The organism is Citrobacter sp. MGH105 (assembly GCF_001037485.2).
Taxonomy (GTDB): domain Bacteria; phylum Pseudomonadota; class Gammaproteobacteria; order Enterobacterales; family Enterobacteriaceae; genus Citrobacter; species Citrobacter portucalensis.
Map to the genome: position 1 here is coordinate 3143708 of NZ_CP073048.1, position 22311 is coordinate 3166018.

The 22311-nt window shown below is 52.4% G+C and carries 19 protein-coding genes and 1 tRNA gene; 15 read left to right on the forward strand and 5 right to left on the reverse strand.

Features of this window, described 5'->3' with window-relative positions:
* Positions 1 to 595 precede the first annotated feature (595 nt).
* Together cbl and nac are read right to left on the reverse strand one after the other, a co-directional pair.
* Positions 596 to 1546, reverse strand: a complete 951-nt coding sequence (cbl, locus tag SK35_RS15190) for an HTH-type transcriptional regulator Cbl (protein WP_048214440.1) — start codon at positions 1544 to 1546, stop codon at positions 596 to 598.
* A 101-nt stretch (positions 1547 to 1647) separates the two neighbouring features.
* Positions 1648 to 2565, reverse strand: a complete 918-nt coding sequence (nac, locus tag SK35_RS15195; RefSeq protein WP_008784390.1) for a nitrogen assimilation transcriptional regulator NAC — start codon at positions 2563 to 2565, stop codon at positions 1648 to 1650.
* A 326-nt stretch (positions 2566 to 2891) separates the two neighbouring features.
* On the opposite strand from nac, the gene SK35_RS15200 reads away from it, so the two are divergent.
* The 9 genes from SK35_RS15200 to fecE all read left to right on the forward strand — a co-directional run bounded on the left by SK35_RS15200 (position 2892) and on the right by fecE (position 12158).
* Positions 2892 to 2967 (forward strand) — tRNA-Asn (locus SK35_RS15200).
* A gap of 345 nt (positions 2968 to 3312) precedes the next feature.
* Positions 3313 to 4296: an alpha/beta hydrolase gene (locus SK35_RS15205; protein WP_048214441.1), complete on the forward strand. Its 984-nt coding sequence runs from the start codon at positions 3313 to 3315 to the stop codon at positions 4294 to 4296.
* Positions 4297 to 4585: 289 nt separating this feature from the next.
* Entirely contained in the window at positions 4586 to 5107 is a 522-nt protein-coding gene (gene fecI, locus SK35_RS15210) for a ferric citrate uptake sigma factor FecI (RefSeq protein ID WP_008784388.1), read from the forward strand.
* Positions 5104 to 6057 carry a ferric citrate uptake sigma factor regulator FecR gene (gene fecR / locus SK35_RS15215; protein WP_048214442.1) on the forward strand — a complete coding sequence of 318 codons (954 nt, stop codon included), beginning with the start codon at positions 5104 to 5106 and terminating at the stop codon, positions 6055 to 6057. The genes fecI and fecR overlap by 4 nt, the downstream gene beginning before the upstream one ends.
* Positions 6058 to 6143: 86 nt before the next feature.
* Positions 6144 to 8468, forward strand: coding sequence for a TonB-dependent Fe(3+) dicitrate receptor FecA (fecA, locus tag SK35_RS15220; protein ID WP_048214443.1), 2325 nt, complete (start codon positions 6144 to 6146; stop codon positions 8466 to 8468).
* A 74-nt stretch (positions 8469 to 8542) separates the two neighbouring features.
* Positions 8543 to 9442 (forward strand): Fe(3+) dicitrate ABC transporter substrate-binding protein FecB, encoded by a 900-nt coding sequence (locus tag SK35_RS15225; protein WP_048214444.1) that lies wholly within the window; start codon positions 8543 to 8545, stop codon positions 9440 to 9442.
* Complete coding sequence (fecC, locus tag SK35_RS15230) at positions 9439 to 10437, forward strand: iron-dicitrate ABC transporter permease FecC (protein WP_048214445.1); 999 nt, start codon at positions 9439 to 9441, stop codon at positions 10435 to 10437. Before SK35_RS15225 ends, fecC begins: the two co-directional genes overlap by 4 nt.
* A complete protein-coding gene (fecD, locus tag SK35_RS15235; RefSeq protein ID WP_048214446.1) occupies positions 10434 to 11390 on the forward strand; it encodes a Fe(3+) dicitrate ABC transporter permease subunit FecD in 957 nt (318 codons plus the stop codon). Before fecC ends, fecD begins: the two co-directional genes overlap by 4 nt.
* Positions 11391 to 12158, forward strand: a complete 768-nt coding sequence (fecE, locus tag SK35_RS15240) for a Fe(3+) dicitrate ABC transporter ATP-binding protein FecE (RefSeq protein WP_048214447.1) — start codon at positions 11391 to 11393, stop codon at positions 12156 to 12158.
* Between the two features lie 90 nt (positions 12159 to 12248).
* Here fecE and SK35_RS27150 read toward each other — a convergent pair whose 3' ends face one another.
* Entirely contained in the window at positions 12249 to 12332 is an 84-nt protein-coding gene (locus SK35_RS27150; RefSeq protein WP_348981088.1) for a hypothetical protein, read from the reverse strand.
* 632 nt (positions 12333 to 12964) lie between these two features.
* Here SK35_RS27150 and SK35_RS15250 point away from each other — a divergent pair.
* Entirely contained in the window at positions 12965 to 13804 is an 840-nt protein-coding gene (locus SK35_RS15250) for a hypothetical protein (RefSeq protein WP_048214448.1), read from the forward strand.
* 350 nt (positions 13805 to 14154) lie between these two features.
* Here the strand turns inward: SK35_RS15250 and SK35_RS15255 are convergent, their stop codons facing one another.
* Positions 14155 to 14376 carry a hypothetical protein gene (locus SK35_RS15255; RefSeq protein ID WP_048214449.1) on the reverse strand — a complete coding sequence of 74 codons (222 nt, stop codon included), beginning with the start codon at positions 14374 to 14376 and terminating at the stop codon, positions 14155 to 14157.
* A gap of 97 nt (positions 14377 to 14473) precedes the next feature.
* Between SK35_RS15255 and SK35_RS15260 the strand changes: the two genes are divergently transcribed.
* From SK35_RS15260 to SK35_RS15280, 5 genes are all read left to right on the forward strand, one after another.
* Positions 14474 to 14986, forward strand: coding sequence for a GNAT family N-acetyltransferase (locus SK35_RS15260; RefSeq protein WP_048214450.1), 513 nt, complete (start codon positions 14474 to 14476; stop codon positions 14984 to 14986).
* A 101-nt stretch (positions 14987 to 15087) separates the two neighbouring features.
* The gene (locus SK35_RS15265; RefSeq protein WP_048214451.1) at positions 15088 to 15507 is read left to right on the forward strand and encodes a GNAT family N-acetyltransferase; all 420 of its coding nucleotides are present in this window, start codon (positions 15088 to 15090) and stop codon (positions 15505 to 15507) included.
* A 277-nt stretch (positions 15508 to 15784) separates the two neighbouring features.
* Positions 15785 to 17101: a shikimate transporter gene (shiA, locus tag SK35_RS15270; protein WP_048214452.1), complete on the forward strand. Its 1317-nt coding sequence runs from the start codon at positions 15785 to 15787 to the stop codon at positions 17099 to 17101.
* 118 nt (positions 17102 to 17219) lie between these two features.
* Complete coding sequence (locus tag SK35_RS15275; RefSeq protein WP_048214453.1) at positions 17220 to 18674, forward strand: AMP nucleosidase; 1455 nt, start codon at positions 17220 to 17222, stop codon at positions 18672 to 18674.
* A gap of 15 nt (positions 18675 to 18689) precedes the next feature.
* A complete protein-coding gene (locus SK35_RS15280; protein ID WP_048214454.1) occupies positions 18690 to 20468 on the forward strand; it encodes an aminopeptidase P family protein in 1779 nt (592 codons plus the stop codon).
* A gap of 55 nt (positions 20469 to 20523) precedes the next feature.
* Here SK35_RS15280 and ptsG read toward each other — a convergent pair whose 3' ends face one another.
* Positions 20524 to 21957: a PTS glucose transporter subunit IIBC gene (gene ptsG, locus SK35_RS15285; RefSeq protein ID WP_003836725.1), complete on the reverse strand. Its 1434-nt coding sequence runs from the start codon at positions 21955 to 21957 to the stop codon at positions 20524 to 20526.
* Positions 21958 to 22311: the final 354 nt, after the last annotated feature.

Sequence of the window (22311 nt, forward strand, 5' to 3'; positions counted from 1 at the left end):
ACTAAGCAGGCTTTTTGCTTTTCTGCGATCCCATTAGCCAGGTAGAGCGCTTCACTCCACACCAGGTTTTTCCATACTGCCGATGGGAGAATGTCCGTCTGCTTATGCAAAATGTCTCTATGATCCAATTCGTTAACGTCATGGTTAAGTATCTTATCGTGCAACGACATCAGAATGAGACCCATACTAGCCCATGCCGATACTGCTGAAAGCAGCGCTAACCGCTTTATTAGTAATTCCATTGAGTACAATAGCCGGTGAGAAAGTCACGCTACGTTGCCCGGACAGAGGCTGGGCGGAGGTGACATTTCATCTGTTCCAGCACGTTAGCGTGCTGTGGGAAAACAATAGTTTTTATGTTTCCGATGCCCGGCGTAGTCAGAGTAATAAATTCTATACGTTTACCAATCGAGATGTTCTTTCGGTGAAGAATGGATTTCAGTTTATTTATGCGGATTCGGGACGGGCGGTGTCTTGTTCGATATTGTCGCGGGTGCCGACGCAGGATCTGAGGCTGGAGACCTTGAGGTAACGCAGCTTTCTACCCGCTATTCAGCGACGTCAGGGAAGCCCGTTTACTCACGGGCTTTTGTAGTTAAATCTGATAATCAATCACCGCCTCATCTGGCTCCATCGCCTGACGCTTAATTTCATCGACGGATAACCCTGCATTGCATAGCTCGATGAATCGCCAGACGTAGTTGCGCTGCAGCTGTCCGCGTTTAAGCCCCAGCCAAACGGTATTTGCATCAAACAAATGCCGGGTATCCAGACGGGTTAAGGTCCCCTCTTCCTGCTCGCCGCTGGATTGCTCTGCCACCAGCCCAATCCCCAACCCCAGCGACACGTAAGTTTTAATCACATCCGAGTCCTGGGCGCTGAGAATAATATCCGGTATCAGCCCTTTGCGAGCAAATGCTTCATCGATGCGGGAACGCCCTGTAATCCCCTGACGATAGGTAATTAACGGCCAGTGAGCAATAGACTCCAGCGTGAGCGGAGAGGCTTTCACTAATGGATGGTCGTGAGGAACAAGCAGGCTGTGGTGCCAACGAAACCAGGGAAAAGCCACCAACAATGGATCGCTGCTCAGCCGCTCACTGGCAATTCCGATATCTGCCCCGCCATTTTGTAGCAGGACATCAATCTCCTGTGGCGTACCCTGAATAAGTTCCAGACGCACCTCAGGGAACAGCTCACGAAAAGCTTTTATCACCGCAGGCAAGCTATAGCGTGCCTGGGTATGCGTGGTGGCAATCGTCAGAACGCCGGACGTGTCATTGGTAAACAGATCCGCCAGTCGACGAACATTGCTGGCCTCATTCAGAATACGCTCGGCAATAACCAGCAAGGCTTTACCCGGTTCGGTCATGCCCAACAGGCGTTTACCGCGACGGATAAAAATCTCGATACCAAGTTCATCTTCAAGTTCACGAATGTGTCGGCTGACGCCCGACTGCGAGGTGTACAGTATATTCGCGACCTCTGTCAGGTTGTAATCCTGACGAGCCGCCTCGCGGATTATTTTAAGTTGCTGGAAATTCACGTTTCGCTCCGGGCACATCAGACATTACGCTATTGTTAAAGTCTGATGCCCGGCATAACAAATAATAAAAACCTGCATCTTATTCCTTGCGGGAATAAGGTTTAGCTGACCAGCTGCAGCTCGCGATTTTCCAGCGCCGGACGGCTGACCAGCGACAACAGGATCTCCTTCACGGCCTGCGCCTGGGGCGATAAGCTCCCTCTGGCGGATACGTTCAACGATAATGGCAGATTCATCGACGGTGTTGTAATGCGCGCCATCCAGCCGTTAGCCGCATTGCATAATGAACGGGCGGCCGACTCAGGCAACACTGTGACACCCATACCACTGGCAATGGCGGCCGTTAGGGTGGAGATAGACTCAATTTCGCCAATCACTTTAGCCGTTAAGCGACGTAGCGAAAAAGCTTCATCCACGCGCAGGCGAACCGCGCTGTAATCCCGTGGCAAGAACAAATTCATCTGCGCCACTGCGGCTAAATCGACGCTTTGCCCCGGACACTCACGCGTGCCAACCAGGTACAGATCCTCTTTAAGCAACGGTTGACTGCTGATGCCCGCCACGGGTGAACGCTCATAGAGCACTGCCATATCTAACTGCCCGCTGAGCAGCTTGTCATTCAGCACTGCCCCACTGTTTTCATGCAAATAGACCAGCACATCAGGCAGTTCGGCACGTAGCGTCTGTAATAACGGCATGGTAATGGATGACGCGACTGTCCCCGGCGCAAGGCCGATAGAGACCTGTCCACTCAAAGTCTGGCCCACGTTATTAACCGCAAGTTGCGCCTGTTCGCACTGACGTAAAATCGTCCGGGCGTGGGTATATAGCACTTTTCCTGCTTCCGTCGGCGTGACGCCACGCTTGGTACGAATCAGCAATTGCTGATCCAGCTCACCTTCCAGCGTAGCGACCTGCTGGCTCAGCGCGGGTTGCGCAATGTGCAACACTTCCGCTGCCTGGGTCAGGCTACCAATATCGACGATTTTCACGAAATATTTCAGTCGTCTGAAGTTCATTTTGCCTCCTGTCGGAATACCAGAACCCGTGCTGGCAGTCATTGAATTCAGGATTGCAAGATGCTTGCCACTTTCTTCTAAAACGGTGTTTTACGGTTAAAGCCGCGTAAAGTCAGGAGTAAAAGCGAAGGAAGATCATTCTGCACACCTAAGTATCTCATTCAGTCTGCCCTGGAAGAGGTAGACACGCACCAGAATGGGGCAAAAGCATAAAAAGACGGAAAGATCGCCTCTTTGCTGATTTTGTCAGCAAACGAACACACAAATGTATTTACCCCTTTGACAAGCCTCACCACCCTCGCTAATATGCGCCTCGTTCAAACGATTCCTCTGTAGTTCAGTCGGTAGAACGGCGGACTGTTAATCCGTATGTCACTGGTTCGAGTCCAGTCAGAGGAGCCATATTTAAGAAGCCTGCTTAGGAAACTAAGCAGGCTTTTTGCTTTTATGCCATTGCTCATTGCACATATCAAAACCTCAACTTAGTTTGGCCAACACTTCATTCATAATAGCCGCAGGTATTTGTTCCAGACGCTTGCCGTTCCGGGCTTCCATATCAATAGACAGGACCAACAATGAGTTGAGATGTCCGCTCTTCGCTCACTGCAGACTTTAAACTCACCCAGTACCTCCGTTCTGTGCCAGCAGCGGCGTTTTCTATCGCCGCTGATATATTAATCAATGGAGAGCAGGCCATATTTATAATATAAATTGACGGATACGCTGAATTTTACAGGAACATCTCCAATGAATATTGCCGCCTCAATTGCCCTTTTGGGCGCTTGCCCATTTGTGAGTCTGGCGGCAGTACCGGTGACCTTTTCCGAAACTGTCCTGGATGCCGCAGGGCCAAAAGGCCCTTTGAAAGGCACGTTACTCACCCCGAATTCAAAACCAACAGCCGTTGTTCTTATCGTTCCTGGCTCCGGGCCAACCGATCGGGATGGAAACAACCCGCTTGGTGTGAATGCATCGCCTTACCGACTTCTTGCTGAAGGCCTTGCTGCCAAAGGCTTTGCGACGCTTCGTATCGACAAACGTGGAATGTTCGCTAGCGCAATGGCTGTAGAGGATGCCAATGCGGTGACGATTGCTGACTATGTTGACGACATTCGATCCTGGGTAGACGTGCTTCGACGTCACATGCACACCCCCTGTATTTGGGTTTTAGGGCACAGCGAAGGGGGCGTAGTCGCACTTGCCTCGGCTCAAGAAGAGAATGTGTGCGGTGTGGTTCTTATCGCAACGCCCGGGAGGCCGATGGGCGAGGTATTGAGGGGGCAATTTAACGCTAATCCGGAAAATGAAATTCTATTAAAGCAGGCGCTGCCGATAATTGATGCTCTGGAGCATCAGCAGCGAGTCGATATTATGAATATTCACCCAGCACTGCAAAGTATCTTTAATCCTGCTGTTCAGGGGTTTTTGATCAATGCGTTTTCATATAATCCGGGTCATCTCATTTCGAGTATTTCCAAACCCGTGTTAGTGCTACAAGGGCAACGCGATCTCCAGGTGGAAGAAACGGATGCAAGACTGCTTAAGGCCGCGAATCCTCAAGCGTCCCTGGTTATACTGCCCAATATGAACCATGTTATGAAAGAGGTGACTTCGGACGATCGCAAAGCGAATATCGCGACATACGCTGAACCCGCGCTCCCCTTAGCTCCCGGTTTAATCGACTCGATTGAGCATTTCCTGATCCGCAACTCACCTTTTCCCGAAAAGTAACAGCTGCTCTGCTCTCGGTGTCCTCCCAATACGGTTTACTTTTAAAGAGTTCAGCATGCTTTAAAGCATTCGTCTGCTCCATGCTCACAGCAGACATGGTCAGATGTCATTCCAACCGTCACATGCCAGAAGCAGACTCCCCTTCCCCATCCGATATCCACCTCATAACATTTTTATAAATAACAACGCATTAAGAAGTTCAACGTAATACAATTATATTTCTAATTGTAATGATAACCATTCTCATATTACTATAATCGCGTGATAATTAACTTTTGATACATTCCACATGTCTGACCACGCCACTACCACTGCTTCCTTTACGCTCGAGTCGCTTTATGGCGCACATCACGGCTGGTTGAAAAGCTGGCTGACGCGCAAACTCCAGTCCGCCTTTGATGCAGATGACATTGCCCAGGACACTTTTCTACGGGTAATGGGCAGCGACTCGCTCTCGACGATCCGCGATCCGCGCTCCTTTCTGTGCACTCTCGCCAAACGGGTGATGGTCGACCTGTTTCGCCGAAACGCGCTGGAAAAAGCCTATCTGGAGATGCTGGCGCTTATGCCGGAGGCGCTCGCGCCTTCCCCCGAGGAACGCGAGAGCCAGCTCGAAACCCTGCAACTCATCGACAGCATGCTTGACGGGCTGAACGGGAAAACACGAGAAGCGTTTCTGCTTTCGCAACTGGATGGTCTGACATACAGCGAGATCGCGCTGAAGCTCGGTATCTCCGTCAGCTCGGTGAAAAAGTATATGGCAAAGGCTATCGAACATTGTCTGCTGTTTCGTCTGGAGCACGGCCTGTGAATGCTTCTATCACCGATTCTCGCCGCCAGGCATTGCGCTCGGCATCGCACTGGTATGCTGTATTGAGCGGCGAGCGTGTCAGCCCACGGCAAGAAGCGCGCTGGCAACAATGGTACGATGAGGACAAAGATCATCAGTGGGCCTGGCAACAGGTTGAAAACCTGCGCAGCCAGCTCAGCCGCGTACCGGGCAATGTTGCCAGCCGGGCGCTGCACGATACGCGCCTTACCCGTCGTCATGTCATGAAAGGGCTACTGCTGCTGCTCGGCGTGGGCGGCGGCTGGCAGCTCTGGCAGTCTGAAGCCGGTGAAGGTCTGCGCGCGGATTACCGCACCGCCAAAGGCGCGGTGAGCCATCAGCGGCTGGAAGATGGTTCTCTGCTGACGCTCAACACACAAAGCGCCGCGGATGTTCGTTTTGATACGCGTCAACGCGCTGTCCATCTCTGGTACGGCGAAATTGCTATTACCACCGCAAAAGACGCGCAGCAGAGACCTTTCCGCGTTGTGGCCCGCCAGGGCCAGCTCACCGCATTAGGCACAGAATTTACCGTCTACCAGCAGGACAACGTCACACGCGTTGTCGTTCAACAACATGCTGTAGAAGTCTTACTGGCAAATCGTCCGCAGGAAAAACGCATCGTCAGCGCTGGCGAGAGCCTGCAGTTTAGCGCGTCTGAATTTGGTGCAATAGCCTCAGCGGATGATGAAAGCGCCACCTGGACGCAGGGCATTCTGAGCTTCAGCGATAAACCTTTGGGTGAAGTGATTGCCACGCTGAGCCGTTATCGCAACGGCGTGCTGCGCTGCGATCCGGCTGTGGCCGGATTACGCCTGAGTGGCACTTTCCCGCTGAAAAATACTGATGCAATCCTGGATGTTATTGCCAAGACTCTTCCAGTGAAAATTCAGTCAGTTACGCGATACTGGGTAAATATTTCTGCATTGTAAGAAAAATAATTCTCATTTCGATTGTCCTTTTTCCCCTTCTCATTCGACTCATAGATGAACACAACAAAAATGATGATGGAGAAGGTATGACGCCTTTACGCGTTTTTCGCAAAACAACACCTTTGGTTAACGCCGTTCGCCTGAGCCTGCTGCCGCTGGCCGGGCTGTCGTTATCCGCCTTCGCAGCGCAGGTTGATATTGCACCGGGTTCGCTCGACAAAGCCCTTAATCAGTATGCCGCGCTCAGCGGAATTACCCTGTCGGTTGACGCCAGCCTGACTCGCGGCAAACAGAGTAACGGTCTTCACGGTGACTACGACGTCGAAACCGGCCTGCAACACCTGCTGAACGGTAGTGGCCTGCAGGTGAAATCGCTGGGTAATAATAGCTGGACGCTGGAGCCCGCACCAACACCGCAAGAAGATGCCCTGACCGTGGTGGGCGACTGGCTGGGGGATGCGCGCGAAAACGACGTTTTCGAACATGCTGGCGCACGTGACGTTATCCGCCGTGAGGATTTCGCCAAAACCGGCGCAACATCCATGCGCGAGGTACTGAACCGCATTCCTGGCGTTACCGCCCCAGAAAACAACGGCACCGGTAGCCACGATCTGGCAATGAACTTTGGTATTCGCGGCCTGAATCCGCGCCTGGCCAGCCGTTCAACGGTGCTGATGGACGGTATTCCCGTGCCGTTTGCCCCTTACGGCCAGCCGCAGCTTTCACTGGCGCCTGTCTCACTCGGAAATATGGACGCCATCGACGTGGTTCGCGGCGGTGGCGCAGTGCGTTACGGGCCACAGAGCGTGGGCGGGGTGGTAAACTTTGTTACCCGCGCTATTCCGCAAGACTTCGGCATGGAAGCCGGCGTGGAAGGCCAGCTCAGCCCAACATCTTCACAAAATAACCCAAAAGAAACGCACAACCTGATGGTGGGTGGCACGGCGGATAACGGTTTTGGTACCGCCCTGCTTTACTCCGGTACACGTGGAAGCGACTGGCGCGAACACAGCGCGACCCGCATCGACGATCTGATGCTGAAAAGCAAATATGCGCCAAACGAAGTGCATACCTTCAACAGTCTGTTGCAATACTACGACGGTGATGCTGACATGCCCGGCGGCCTGTCTCGCGCGGATTACGACGCCGACCGCTGGCAATCCACGCGCCCTTACGATCGCTTCTGGGGGCGCCGCAAGCTGGCAAGCCTCGGCTATCAGTTCCAGCCGGACAGCCAGCATAAATTCAATATTCAGGGCTTCTACACTGAAACCCTGCGCAGCGGCTACCTGGAACAGGGAAAACGCCTCACCCTTTCACCGCGTAACTACTGGGTACGCGGCATTGAACCACGCTACAGTCAGAGCTTTATGGTGGGTCCTTCCGCGCACGAAGTGGGCGTGGGATACCGCTATGTGAGCGAGTCGACGCATGAAATGCGTTACTACACGGCCACCAGCAGTGGACAACTGCCGTCCAGCGCCAGCCCTTACGATCGCGACACTCGTTCCGGCACCGAAGCGCACGCCTGGTATCTGGATGACAAAATAGACATTGGCAACTGGACTATCACACCGGGTATGCGCTTTGAACATATCGAGTCATACCAGAACAACGCCATCAAAGGCACACATGAGGAAGTAAGCTACAACGCCCCACTTCCGGCGCTAAACGTACTTTATCACCTGACTGATAGCTGGAATCTTTATGCAAACACTGAAGGCTCATTCGGCACCGTACAGTACAGCCAAATTGGCAAGGCTGTGCAAAGCGGCAATGTGGAACCGGAAAAAGCGCGAACCTGGGAGCTCGGAACCCGATACGACGATGGCGCGCTGACGGCGGAAATGGGGCTGTTCCTGATTAACTTTAATAATCAGTACGATTCCAACCAAACCAACGACACCGTTACCGCACGCGGTAAAACGCGCCATACCGGACTGGAAACTCAGACTCGCTATGATCTCGGCACATTGACGCCAACGCTCGACAACGTTTCAGTCTACGCAAGCTATGCGTATGTGAACGCTGAGATCCGCGAGAAAGGCGATACCTATGGCAATCAGGTGCCCTTCTCACCAAAACACAAAGGCACGTTGGGCGTGGACTATAAGCCGGGCAACTGGACCTTCAATCTGAATAGTGATTTCCAGTCCAGCCAGTTTGCGGATAACGCCAACACCGTTAAAGAGAGCGCTGACGGCAGTACCGGTCGCATCCCTGGCTTTATGCTCTGGGGCGCACGCATGGCCTATGACTTTGGTCCGCAGATGGCAGACCTGAACCTGGCGTTTGGCGTGAAAAATATCTTCGACCAAGAGTATTTCACCCGCTCTTACGACGACAACAACAAAGGCATCTACGCAGGCCAGCCGCGCACGCTGTATATGCAGGGTTCGTTGAAGTTCTAAATCCCGGTTGACCGGCCTGCATGATGCTTTTGTAGGTCGGGCAAACGAAACGCCACCCGACGCAGGCAATTTACATGTTCACACTATTACGTACGCTATTCGCCGCTCTGCTGTTCACCGGCCATGCTTTTGCCGCCACGGTTCATGACGAACATGGCACCTTTACGCTTGATAAAACGCCACAACGGATAGTGGTGCTGGAACTGTCGTTCGCGGACGCACTGGCTGCTGTCGATGTCAGTCCGGTCGGCATTGCCGACGATAACGATGCCATGCGCATTCTTCCAGAGGTTCGTGCCCATCTGAAACCCTGGCAGTCTGTCGGCACGCGTGCGCAGCCGAGTTTAGAAGCCATCAGCGCGCTGAAACCGGATCTGATCATTGCCGACAGCAACCGCCATGCGGGTATTTACAGCGCCTTACAGCAAATCGCACCTGTGCTGCTGCTCAAGTCCCGCAATGAAACTTACGCTGAAAATCTGCAATCTGCGGCCATCATCGGTGAAATTGTGGGTAAAAAGGCACAGATGCAGTCACGCCTGACGCAACACCAACAACAGATGTCAGCGTGGGCCAGCCAACTGCCAAAAGACACGATGGTGGTGTTTGGTACGTCCCGGGAGCAGCAGTTCAACCTGCACACGCAGGAGACCTGGACCGGGGGCGTCCTGACCTCTCTGGGCCTGACAGTGCCTGCGGCTATGGCGGGTGCGTCTATGCCGTCCATCGGTCTGGAACAGCTGCTGGCGCTCAATCCGGCATGGCTGCTGGTCGCGCACTATCGTGAAGAGAGTATCGTGAAACGCTGGCAACAAGACCCGCTGTGGCAGATGTTAACTGCGGCGCAAAAACAGCAGACGGCGTCGGTCGACAGTAACGCCTGGGCGCGGATGCGTGGCATTTTCGCAGCCGAACGCATTGCCAGCGACACGGTAAAAATCTTTCACCACCAGCCTTTATCCGATGTGAAATGACAATTTTCAAACATCCAGCGCTACAGTGGGGGCTTCCCCTTGTCGCGCTTATCGCTATCTTCTGGCTGAGTCTGTTTTGCTACTCGGCCATTCCTGTTTCTGGCGTTGATGCCATTCACGCCCTGCTGCCAGGCCATACGCCGACGCTTCCACAAGCACTGGTGCAAAACCTTCGTTTGCCGAGAAGCCTGGTCGCCATTTTGATCGGCGCAAGCCTGGCTCTGGCGGGAACGCTGCTGCAGACCCTGACGCATAATGCAATGGCCTCCCCTTCACTACTCGGTATTAACAGTGGCGCAGCGCTGGCGATGGCGCTTACCAGCGCTATCAGCCCTGCGCCCGTTACGGGTTACTCCATTGCCTTTATCGCCGCCTGCGGCGGTGGCGTAAGCTGGCTGATGGTGATGACCGCAAGTGGTGGATTTCGCCACACCCAGGACAGAAACAAATTGATCCTCGCGGGCATCGCGTTCTCGGCTTTCTGCATGGCCCTTACCCGCATCACTCTGCTGCTGACGGAAGATCACGCCTACGGCATTTTTTACTGGCTTGCGGGAGGCGTATCCCACGCACGTTGGCAGGAGTTCTGGCAGCTTTTCCCAATGGTAGCGGTTGCTGTACCGGTGATATTGCTGCTGGCTAATCAACTGAACCTGCTTAACGTGAGCGACAGCACTGCGCAAACGCTGGGGGTGAATTTGACCCGGCTGCGCCTGGCGCTCAATCTTCTGGTGCTCATTTTGGTGGGCGCCTGCGTTAGCGTGGCGGGTCCGGTAGCCTTTATCGGCCTGCTGATGCCGCATCTGGCTCGCTTCTGGGTGGGATTCGATCAGCGCAAGGTCCTGCCGATGAGCATGCTTATGGGCGCCACGCTGCTGCTGCTGGCTGATGTTCTGGCCCGAGCGCTGGCCTTCCCTGGCGAATTGCCCGCGGGGGCAGTAGTGGCGCTGATTGGTGCACCCTGTTTTGTCTGGCTGGTCAGGAGGCGTGGATGAAAATTGCGTTCGTCATTTTCATCGCCCTCGCGCTGGCAGGACTTTCGGCTTTGTCACTACAAATGGGGGTGATCGCCGTTCCCTGGCGTGCTCTGCTGAGCGACTGGCAGACCGGGCGCGAATATCATTACGTATTAACGGCGTACCGCCTGCCGCGACTGCTGCTGGCGCTGCTTGTCGGTGCAGCCCTCGCGGTGGCAGGCGCGCTGGTGCAAGGAATCGTGCGTAACCCTCTGGCATCACCGGATATCCTCGGCGTAAACCATGCCGCCAGCCTGGCCTCTGTGGGCGCACTGCTTCTTTTACCGTCACTACCGGTGATTGCTCTGCCGCTGCTAGCCTTTGCCGGTGGCATGGCGGGCCTGATCCTGCTGAGAATACTGGCGAACACCAGCCAGCCGATGAAGCTGGCGCTCACGGGTGTTGCGCTCTCTGCCTGCTGGGCCAGCCTGACGGATTATCTGATGCTTTCGCACCCGCAGGATGTGAACAGCGCCCTGCTGTGGCTGACCGGCAGCTTATGGGGCCGTGACTGGAGCTTTGTGAAAATAGCCGCCCCACTGCTGATTTTGTTTCTGCCGCTGAGTCTGCGTTTTTGCCGCGATCTCGACCTCCTGGCATTGGGCGATGCGCGCGCCACCACGCTCGGTGTGTCGGTGCCGCGTATTCGGCTCCAGGCTTTACTGCTGGCCGTCGCCATGACATCGACCGGCGTGGCCGTCTGCGGCCCAATTAGCTTTATTGGTCTTGTGGTACCGCATATGGTGCGCAGCATTACCGGTGGACGCCACCGCTGGCTGCTGCCCGTTTCAGCCATGACAGGTGCGTTGCTGCTGGTGGTTGCCGACCTGCTGGCGCGAATTATTCATCCTCCTCTGGAACTTCCGGCTGGCGTGCTGACCGCCATTATCGGTGCACCATGGTTTGTCTGGCTGCTTGTGAGAATGCGATAAATGACATTACGAACTGAAAATCTGACGGTCTGTTACGGTACAAACAAGGTGCTTGATGGCGTTTCACTCACCCTACCAGCGGGGAAGACAACCGCCCTGCTCGGCCCTAACGGCTGCGGGAAGTCAACGTTGTTAAACTGTTTTTCACGACTGTTAACACCGCAGTCCGGCGGCGTATTTCTCGGCGATAGTGCCATCAATACGCTCTCATCACGCCAGCTAGCCCGCAGGCTGGCGCTGCTGCCCCAGCACCATCTAACTCCCGAGGGGATCACCGTCCAGGAGCTTGTTTCGTACGGTCGCAACCCGTGGTTGTCACTCTGGGGGCGTCTCTCCGTTGAAGACAATACGCGGGTCCATGATGCTATGAGCCAGACGCAGATCCAACATCTTGCTGACCGACGGTTAACCGATCTTTCTGGCGGTCAGCGACAGCGCGCATTTCTGGCGATGGTCCTGGCGCAGGATACGCCCGTTGTACTACTCGATGAGCCAACCACCTATCTCGATATCAATCACCAGGTGGAACTGATGCGGCTGATGGGCGAACTCCGGGCTCAGGGGAAAACGGTGGTCGCCGTGCTGCACGACCTTAATCAAGCCAGCCGGTACTGCGACCATCTGGTGGTAATGGCGAACGGACATATTATGGCGCAAGGCACACCAGAAGAGGTGATGAACCCTGGATTGCTGAGAACCGTATTCAGCGTGGATACGGAGATACACCCCGAACCAGTATCTGGCAGGCCGATGTGTGTAGTGAGGTAGATGACACAGTCTGTAATGGTACCATGGCCTCAACAGGTCGCCTGTCATATCACTCACGCTGCGATGACTTCACTCTGCCCAGGTAACATTTCAACGGTTCTGAGCTGGATCATATTGCAGCGTTCTGTCATCAACCATCATGCGTTTAGGACCAGTCAAAACCATATTAATCATCGGTTCATAAACCGCAGACAACGGTGTTCAGGGATTACTCTCTGCACCATAGCAACCCGTGAAATGCAGTTTACCGAGTGATAACACGTCGCTGTATGCACAGCAACAAAGGCAGGATTAAGTAAAATGCGAAGAGGATGACGAAACGGGGGAGACACGTTAATTCATCTTTCCGCTTAATATTAACGGGCGCTGGGTTGCTTCATACCGACGTCCGCAGTGTGCCAAGAGCGGAAGAACTAAAGGTAGCATCCATTAATAACTAGGGAGAAGGTCAGCCGATTTTCAGTTTCGGCTTGTAAACTAATTCGTATTGTGAGTTCAATTGATGGTGATACCAATATTAATTGGTCTAGTTATACGAGATACATACAGTAACTTTGTGGCAAGTACAGCCTGGGAATTTGCTAATCAGTAGGGTGTAGGTCAAGACTACAGATAGTGTATTAGTACAATTTTTTGTGGGCTTCCAGAAGTTTTGATTTCAACATTGTGGAATGTTTATGAGAAATATAAGATACTAGGCAGAGGCATTTGAATGGTAACCTATATTGATAACTCAAGACCATTATTTAACTGTAACGCTGAAGAGCCTTATAAAATAAATATTACCTTAAGGAATAAATCACATAATGAAAGCAAAAAAAACAAATAAATATATTAAAAAAGATGATTACTTCCACAATGGGAAGCCAATTCATCGGAGATCCTATTGTGCCTTTTTGGATGTTCTTGGATTTTCAGCGAGAACAAGTGCCAGTTATACAAATGGCACCGAAGATATTTTACTAGCTGAATTTCACCAAATCCTCACCGAAAGTCTTTCCTTGCTTGAGGAAGATACCGAGGAGTCAATGCTTTACTTTAAATCATTTACAGACAATGTGGTTCTTGCGCATCCTGATTTTAGCAGTGAAATGGAATCAGAATTTGGACTCATTCTCTATCCGATCCGAGAATATCAGTTCAAAATGGCGCTTAAAGGGTTCTTTATTCGTGGTGGACTTGCCGTAGGACAACTGTTCATGGATAAAAATAGTGTCTATGGTGCTGCATTGCTGGAGTCATATCGCCTAGAAAGTAATGTGGCTGTTAACCCTATTGTAGTGTTGTGCGATAACACCATGAAGATGGTAGACGAACATCTCAAATACTATGCTAAAGGTGCAGCTCCACAACTGAGAGATGTGTTGAAAGGACCAGATGGTCGTTATTTTATAAATTATCTCATGGAGTGTATTATTGATGGTGAGTATGAGCAACATCTAGATACGAATTCTTTAATCCTTCACAAGCAGCAGATTGAGAAAGCATTAAAAGATTATGCTTCTATTCCAACCGTTTTTTCTAAATTTGCCTGGCTCGCCTCATATCATAATTATTTTTGTGACATGATTTCCGCACATCCAGAATATGACAATGCCATGAAGATACCTTCAAAACTTTCTAAGTTTCAATTTCAAACTATTTAATGATACCCCCGAGAAATAGTGAAAAAACATCAAGTGGTGGATTGTCGCTTGGTATGAAACTATATATGTTGATGCGGTTATATCAGCCAATTATTCAATAGAAAATTAATTTATTAGTATGGGCGTCTATCTTAAAAGCACGCCCTCAATCATAAAGAGGCATAGTAGATGGATCTACTCCGCATGGATCGACACACGGCAATGCTTGAAATATTCGTTGGAGATTGGATTGCGAACTTCCGCTCCTCGCTCAAAGCTGCCCCTCAGCTCCACGCCAGATGCGGAATAAACGCATCCGTGTAAGTGCACAATTTTCATGCGCTACTTAAGCAGCGTGCTCCCATCGACATTCAGTCAGCTTTATACGCCTGCCACTCGCGCCAGACATTCTCAGGATCAATATCGCGGTAGCCGCGCTCTCTGATTATATCCTCGGCTGCTTCGGTCGGCAGGCGGATGGCTGTAGCGCCATCGCGGATGGACTCAACCTCATCGCGGGTCAATTCCCGTCCCATGTCCTGTTCTTTATCAATCAGGACGACGATCAGCGCAGGGATAAAAACAATCTTCATACTGATAAGCCTCTGAAATATTCGCATACCACTGTATCACTGACAGTTTTGATATAGTTCAGTAATCGTTAATTTATTACCAGGACAGGAATCATTCATGACATTACAAATCCGTGAAGCCACACCTGCCGACGCGATGTTGCTTAATGCGCTGGGCTACCGCATCTACCGCGCACACTTTGAACATCTGTGGGAGTCAAAGTCTGAACTGGAAGCTTTTTTAGCAAGCGAATATTCTCTGGACGAGCTGGAACAGAGCCTGAAAGAGCAAGCGGTCTGTTGGTATGTAGCAGAGACCGATAGGCCAATTGGTTTTGCGAAAGTGACCTATGAAAGCAGAATCCCTGATACGAATATGTCAGGGATGCTGCTTAACAAACTCTATCTTGATCCTGCAGACACCCGTAAAGGTTACGGCCAGGTCATGTTTGACACCGTCAAAGAGCTAGCCCGGGCCAGGGGGAAAGACTTTGTATGGCTGGAGGTTCTTGAACAGAACGAACGCGCCTGTAATTTCTACCGCAAACAGGGCATGACCTTAATTAAAAGAGACTATTTCAAAACAGCTTCACAGCAGAGCGTCATCAGGATCATGGGGATTGCTGTCTAGCGGGTGACCGGCCGCTTCGTGCCAAAAGCGGACATTGAACAAGATTTGATGTAGGGTATTGCGCGATTCGTATAGCCGCAACGCTAATGAGAGCCAGACTTATGAACTACTTTATTCGACCAGCTACGCCTGACGATATCAATAAAATCATCGAATTCACCACTCAGGAAGCACAAGAATCTGAAGGTTCAGTGATTAACCTTGTTGCTGTGGAGCGTGGCGTTTCGTCGGCGTTTTGTGAAAACCCACGTTCAAAATATTGGGTCATGGAAGATTCTTCAGCAACAGTGATCGCCAATACCTCTGTCGTAAAAGAATGGAGTGATTTTCATGGAAATGACTACGGGTGGATCCAAAGCTTTTATATCGCCCCGGAGCATCGTGGGATGGGATTAGCTGATGAGCTCATCAAACATCTTACAAAAGAAGCTAAATCAGAAAAGGCACTGGAGCTTCGCTTATATGTCCACGGAGATAACGGGCGTGCGATTCGTGCTTATGAGCGATGTGGTTTCACCTAATCTCCGTATACCATTATGAAAGTGGGTTTATAACTTCCCCAAATACAGCGCTCCTAATGCTCCACCTGAAATCAGAACACTCCTGACAGGCCACGATTCCACCAGGTTCAGATTTCTCATTCATCTTATTTTTCATGTTGCCCTCAGATGAGGGAGATAATCGTTTTCACTTCCCGTCTGTCGCGGTAATCTCATAACGGTCGTTAATATTGCGACTGCAATGTGTGTAACCCAACTCAAATACTAATAACTAAAAAACAGTACAGACAGGATAACTATGGATTCCTCCCTCACCTCCACGGGTCCCCAACAGGACGCCTCTTCACTTAACCGCGCCCGACGCGCTGCGCTTGGTAGCTTCGCGGGTGCCGTGGTCGACTGGTATGATTTTCTGCTTTACGGCATCACTGCCGCACTGGTCTTTAACCGCGAGTTCTTCCCGCAAGTCAGCCCGGCAATGGGAACACTTGCCGCATTTGCTACCTTTGGCGTCGGATTTTTGTTCCGCCCGTTAGGCGGGGTGATCTTCGGCCACTTCGGCGATCGCCTGGGGCGTAAACGTATGCTGATGCTCACAGTCTGGATGATGGGGATCGCCACTGCACTGATAGGGATTATTCCTTCCTTTGACACCATTGGTTGGTGGGCTCCCGTTCTGCTGGTGATGCTGCGTGCTATTCAGGGATTCGCCGTTGGCGGTGAATGGGGCGGCGCGGCGTTGCTCTCCGTCGAAAGCGCGCCGAAAAATAAAAAAGCCTTCTACAGCAGCGGTGTTCAAGTCGGTTATGGCGTCGGGCTACTGCTTTCTACCGGTCTGGTCTCGCTGATTAGCTCGCAAACCACCGATGAGCAGTTCCTGAGTTGGGGCTGGCGTATTCCATTCCTGTTCAGCATCGTGCTGGTATTGGGCGCGTTGTGGATGCGTAACCGAATGGATGAATCAGCCGAATTCGAACAGCAGCAGCAGGCAGCGCAACCAGAGAAAAAGAGACTACCGGTAGTCGAGGCGTTAATCCGTCATCCAGGTGCCTTTTTGAAAATTATCGCTCTGCGCCTGTGTGAACTGCTGACGATGTATATCGTCACCGCGTTTGCCCTAAATTACTCCACGCAGAATCTGGGCTTACCTCGCGAACTGTTTCTGAATATCGGCTTATTGGTAGGTGGACTGAGCTGTCTGACCATTCCCTGCTTTGCCTGGCTCGCCGACCGCTTTGGTCGCCGGCGCGTTTACATTACCGGCGCACTGGTGGGGACGCTCAGCGCATTCCCGTTCTTTATGGCGTTAGAAGCGCAATCCATTTTCTGGATCGTGTTTTTCGCAATTATGTTAGCCAACATTGCACACGATATGGTGGTCTGCGTGCAGCAACCAATGTTTACCGGTTTGTTTGGCGCAAGCTACCGCTACAGCGGCGCTGGCGTTGGTTATCAGGTAGCAAGTGTGGTTGGCGGCGGTTTTACCCCCTTCATTGCTGCTGCGCTGGTAACATTCTCCGGCGGAGACTGGCACAGTGTGGCCATTTATCTGATGGCGGGTTGTCTTATTTCCGCCACTACAGCATTGCTGATGCGGGATAAGCAGCACGGTTAAGCCCGGGTGCGGAGGCCGTCCGGTCTTCGCACAATCTTCCTCAACGTCTGACTTTTGTTTCACATTCCTGTGACATACTATCGGGAGAGCAGTACATCTGTGGAACAAGGAGACAGACATGAACAATAAGGGCTCCAGCCTGACCCCGGCTCAGGCACTGGATAAACTGGACGCGCTGTACGAGCAGTCGGTTAAAGCACTGCGTAGCGCCATTGGTAAGTATATTGAAACAGGGACGCTCCCTGACGTAATCGCCCGCCATAACGGTCTTTTTGTTTACCCATCACTGTGTGTCACCTGGGATGGCAGCGCCACCAATCCCCCGAAAACCCGCGCCTATGGTCGTTTTACCCATGCGGGCTGCTACACCACTACGATTACCCGTCCGTCGCTTTTTCGTCCGTATCTTGAAGAACAACTCACGCTGCTGTATCAGGATTATGATGCGCATATCTCCGTTGAGCCGTCGCAGCATGAAATTCCCTATCCGTATGTCATTGACGGTTCTGAACTGACACTCGACCGCTCGATGAGCGCCGGCCTAACGCGCCATTTCCCCACTACCGAGCTATCACAGATTGGCGATGAAACAGCCGACGGTATCTATCATCCGGCGGAATTCTCCCCGTTGTCGCACTTCGACGCCCGACGAGTAGATTTTTCGCTGGCGCGACTGCGCCACTACACGGGAACACCGGTTGAACATTTTCAGCCGTTTGTGCTGTTCACCAACTACACCCGCTACGTCGATGAGTTTGTGCGTTGGGGTTGCAGCCAGATCCTCGACCCGGACAGCCCGTATATCGCGCTTTCTTGTGCGGGCGGGATCTGGATCACCGCTGAAACTGAAGCGCCTGAAGAAGCCATCTCCGATCTCGCCTGGAAGAAACACCAGATGCCCGCCTGGCATTTAATCACCGCCGACGGTCAGGGGATCACGCTGGTCAATATCGGCGTTGGCCCGTCCAACGCCAAAACCATTTGCGATCATCTGGCCGTACTGCGTCCTGACGTCTGGCTGATGATTGGGCACTGTGGCGGGCTGCGTGAAAGCCAGGCGATTGGCGACTATGTTCTGGCCCACGCTTATCTGCGTGATGACCACGTACTGGATGCCGTTCTCCCACCGGATATCCCGATTCCGAGCATCGCGGAAGTGCAGCGCGCACTGTATGACGCCACCAAAGAAGTCAGCGGTATGCCCGGCGAAGAGGTTAAACAGCGCCTGCGTACCGGTACCGTCGTCACCACTGACGATCGCAACTGGGAGCTACGCTATTCCGCTTCTGCGCTACGCTTTAACCTCAGCCGCGCGGTGGCTATCGATATGGAAAGCGCCACCATCGCCGCCCAGGGATACCGTTTCCGCGTTCCGTACGGCACGCTGCTGTGCGTTTCCGACAAGCCGCTGCACGGTGAGATCAAACTGCCTGGGCAGGCCAACCGTTTTTATGAAGGTGCCATTTCTGAGCATCTGCAAATAGGTATCCGGGCTATCGATCGTTTGCGTGCTGAAGGCGACCGACTGCACTCCCGTAAATTACGTACATTCAACGAACCGCCGTTCCGTTAAGACCTGAAGGTAACTATGCACAACTCAACTCCTCTTTCCGCCCTGCGCAACCTGCTGATAGCGCAGGGGCTGGATGGCATGATTGTTCCGCGCGCCGATGCTCATCAAAGCGAAGATTGTACGCCGCATGACAATAAACTGGCCTGGCTGACCGGTTTTAGCGGCTCTGCTGGCCTCGCGTTGGTCCTTCGGGATCGCGCGTTAATGTTTGTCGATGGACGCTATCAGGTCCAGGTACGTAATGAAGTCTCGCTGGATGATTTTGAGATTCATCATTTACACGATGAGCCGCTGGCCGACTATTTGCAGTCTCATGTTGCAGCAGGCACACGTATCGGCTTTGAACCAATGCTGATGGTCAATAGTCAGTTTGAAGCACTGTCGGCAACCCACTGCGAGCTGGTGCCTCTTGAGCAAGATCCTTTTGACCAGGTATGGCTAGACCGACCGGCAGCCCCCTGCGGCATCATTCGTGAAATGCCCATTGAAATCAGCGGGGAAAGCAGCACGCAAAAGCGTGCCCGCATCGTGGAACAACTCGCTCAACACCAGGCTGACGTGCTGGCAATTACCCTGCCGGATAACATTGCCTGGTTATTGAATGTGCGTGGTTCGGATCTGGCCATGGTGCCAGTGCCGTTTTCGTTTGCCCTGCTCCATCGCAGCGGTGAGCTGGAATGGTTTGTGGATAGCAATAAAACGCAACAGCTCCCCGCATCACTGCTGAATACGCTTACTCTGGCCCCGCAAGAGAATTTTCTGACTCGCTGCCAGCAGTTAGCTAATGGGAAGTGTTTCCTGGTCGATAAAGACTACGCCCCCGTCGCATTGCGCTTTGCCATTGAAGAACACGGCGGCAACGTTCTTTGGGCGCCCGATCCCATCACTCTGATGAAATCCCACAAAAATGACGTTGAACTGGCAGGCTATCGTGAATGCCATGAACAAGATGGCGCAGCCTGGGTAAACTTCCTTGCCTGGCTGACCCATGAAGTTCCTTTGCGCGAAGCGGCAGGCAATCCGGTCACCGAGCTGGAAGCGCAGGCCAAGCAACTGGAATTTCGCCAGCAGCAGCCGGGATTTATCGAGCAAAGTTTCAGCACGATTTCGGCATCTGCCAGCAATGCCGCAATGTGTCATTACCACTCCAGTGAAAAGACCAATACGCCAATTACCTCGCAGGCCATGTATCTGAATGATTCCGGTGGCCAGTACCACAATGGTACGACGGATACGACGCGTACCCTCGCATTTGGCCCACAGGATCCGCAACGCCGCCTGCATTACACCGCTGTGTTGAAAGGCTTTTTGTCGCTTATTTCGCTGCAGTTTCCCAGCGGGACTCAGGGCCATCAACTGGATGCTTTTAGCCGCCGGGCGTTGTGGGAGCTGGGACTGGATTTTGATCATGGCACGGGACACGGCGTGGGTCACCAGTTGCTTATTCATGAGCAGCCACATCGCATTGCCAAAAAAGTAAACCCGTGGCCACTGGTCGCAGGCAACATCATCACCATCGAGCCAGGTTATTATCTGGCTGGACAATATGGGATCCGCATTGAAAATCAAGTGGAGATTATCAACAGTCGTCCTGGTTTCTGTCGTTTCTCAACGCTGACGCTGGTACCGATTGATTTGAATCTGGTCGAACTGCATCTGCTGAGTGATGCTGAGAAACAGTGGATTGATGATTACCACCAGCAGGTCAGAGAGACGCTATCCCCGCGCGTGAACGCAGAGGCTCGTCCCTGGCTGTTCGCTGCCACCGCACCGATTCGCGTTCAGGCTAATTAATGCAATAAAAAAGGCAGCCCACAGGCTGCCTTAGTTCTCCCCAACTTCTTACTGCTTAGCTGTTACGGATGTACTCATCCATTTCAGTTTTCAGGTTATCGGACTTAGTCCCGAAGATAGCCTGAACACCGGAACCAGCTACCACAACGCCTGCCGCACCCAGTTTCTTCAGGCCAGCCTGATCCACTTTAGCAACGTCAGCCACGCTGACACGCAGACGAGTGATGCACGCATCGAGGTTAGTGATGTTTTCTTTACCGCCGAATGCCGCAACCAGAGCCGGAGCCATTTCACCGGTCGCACCTGCTTTGCTGTCTTCGGTAGCATCTTCACGACCTGGCGTTTTCAGGTCCAGCGCTTTGATCAGCACACGGAAGATGGTGTAGTAAACAATCGCATAACCGATACCGACAATCGGGAACAGCCACAGCTTGCTGCTGTTACCGGACAGAACGATAAAGTCGATCAGACCGTGGGAGAACGACGTACCGTCGCGCATACCCAGCAGGATACAGATCGGGAATGCCAGACCAGCCAGAATCGCGTGGATGATGTACAGGATCGGCGCCACGAACATGAAGGAGAACTCGATCGGCTCGGTAATACCGGTCAGGAACGAGGTCAGCGCCGCGGAGATCATGATACCGCCCACTTTCGCGCGGTTTTCTGGTTTAGCAGAGTGCCAGATAGCGATAGCAGCAGCCGGCAGACCGTACATTTTGAACAGGAAGCCACCGGACAGTTTGCCCGCAGTCGGGTCACCCGCCATATAGCGAGGAATATCACCGTGGAACACCTGGCCCGCAGCGTTGGTGTATTCACCGATCTGCATCTGGAATGGAACGTTCCAGATATGGTGCAGACCAAACGGTACCAGGCAGCGCTCAATGAAGCCATAGATACCGAACGCCACGACCGGGTTCTGGTATGCAGCCCACTGAGAGAACGTCTGAATAGCAGTACCAATCGGCGGCCAAATGAAGGACAGAACCACACCTGTGAAGATGGCAGCCAGACCAGAAATGATAGGAACGAAGCGCTTACCCGCAAAGAAGCCAAGATACTCAGGCAATTTGATACGGTAGAAACGGTTGAACATATACGCTGCAATCGCACCGGAGATAATCCCCCCGAGAACACCCGTATCAGCAAGGTGTTTAGCGGCGATCTCTTCAGCAGGTAAATGCAGAACCAGCGGCGCAACAACAGCCATGGTCTTAACCATGATGCCGTAAGCAACAACGGATGCCAGTGCAGATACACCGTCATTATTAGTGAAGCCTAACGCAACACCGATAGCAAAAATCAGCGGCATGTTCGCAAAAACAGAACCGCCTGCTTCTGCCATTACGTGCGATACAACGGCTGGCAGCCAGCTGAAGTTAGCGGAACCGACGCCCAGCAGGATACCTGCAATCGGGAGTACGGATACCGGCAGCATCAGCGATTTACCGACCTTTTGCAGGTTAGCAAATGCATTCTTAAACATAATTAGGAGTGCTCCTGAGTATTTGTGCTTATACACTTCATCCTTCAAACCGCCTCAGCGCGGGCTGCGCTCGTTCATCCCAGACACTTACTCTAGTAAGCTCCTGCAATTCACTCACTTGCCGCCTTGATGCAGCTTGATTGACTTTGTGTATTCTACGTTCTCACGCATTGGCGAGGGGGGAGAACCTCGCCGTGTACAGGGCATCTAAGTACCCTTTATTTATTACACAGAGTAAAATAATTCAGTTTGTTTTTGTTTGACGGCTATCACAGTTCAGTCGTGAATGGCCGCAAAATCCGCACATTCCGATAAAATGAGTTTCTGAATGTGTCAAACTGATTATTCACCGCC